Origin of the sequence: Streptomyces sp. P9(2023) (genome assembly GCF_032436795.1) — a bacterium.
Classification (GTDB): domain Bacteria; phylum Actinomycetota; class Actinomycetes; order Streptomycetales; family Streptomycetaceae; genus Streptomyces.
Window position 1 is genome coordinate 1 of sequence record NZ_JAUPWM010000125.1, and the last position, 576, is coordinate 576.

1 protein-coding gene is annotated in these 576 nt (G+C 47.0%); it reads left to right on the forward strand.

Annotated features, from left to right (window positions below; genetic code table 11):
- Positions 1-308 (forward strand): hypothetical protein (locus Q5762_RS36965; protein WP_315896694.1); only part of this gene is annotated, 308 nt, incomplete at its 5' end.
- Between the last annotated feature and the right edge of the window lie 268 nt (positions 309-576).

Below are 576 nucleotides of genomic sequence, written 5' to 3' on the forward strand. Positions count from 1 at the left end.
CACAGAAGATAATCCTTACCCACCTGAACCTCGCGCTTATCAAGCTGAGGACAATGCACAGTCTGGGACTACTGTCGTCACCACACGGGATTTGTGTGTTAAGTGAACGGCTAATTCCTGAACCATTACAAGAAGATGCACGTCTTGTACTCGCTCACCTGTTCACAGAATGGGATGACAAATACACATCAGCGTATCCAGTTGAAGGCTTTTACGAATGGGCATCTTCCGACGATAAATGGAAGCACCCCAAACGTATAAAGCTGCTGGATTACCTCATTAATGAGACAGGTAATATACAATGGTAATAAAGTTCATCGTCATCATCGCCATCTATTCCAATGGTGGTGTGTCCACATCCACCTACGAGAATGAATATCTAAGTGAAGAACAGTGCCTCAAGCTGACCAGTATGGCAGCAGAGGAACTCACCTCAACGAACCGTGACGTAGAAGTGAAGTACACATGCGTCATACGGTAGACCGGAAACAAGCTCGTTTTTTGGTCTTAAGCTTGCCAGTTCATTGGTAGGCTTGCAAGAGAAGCCACGCTCACGCGTGGCCCGGCTGCATCGCA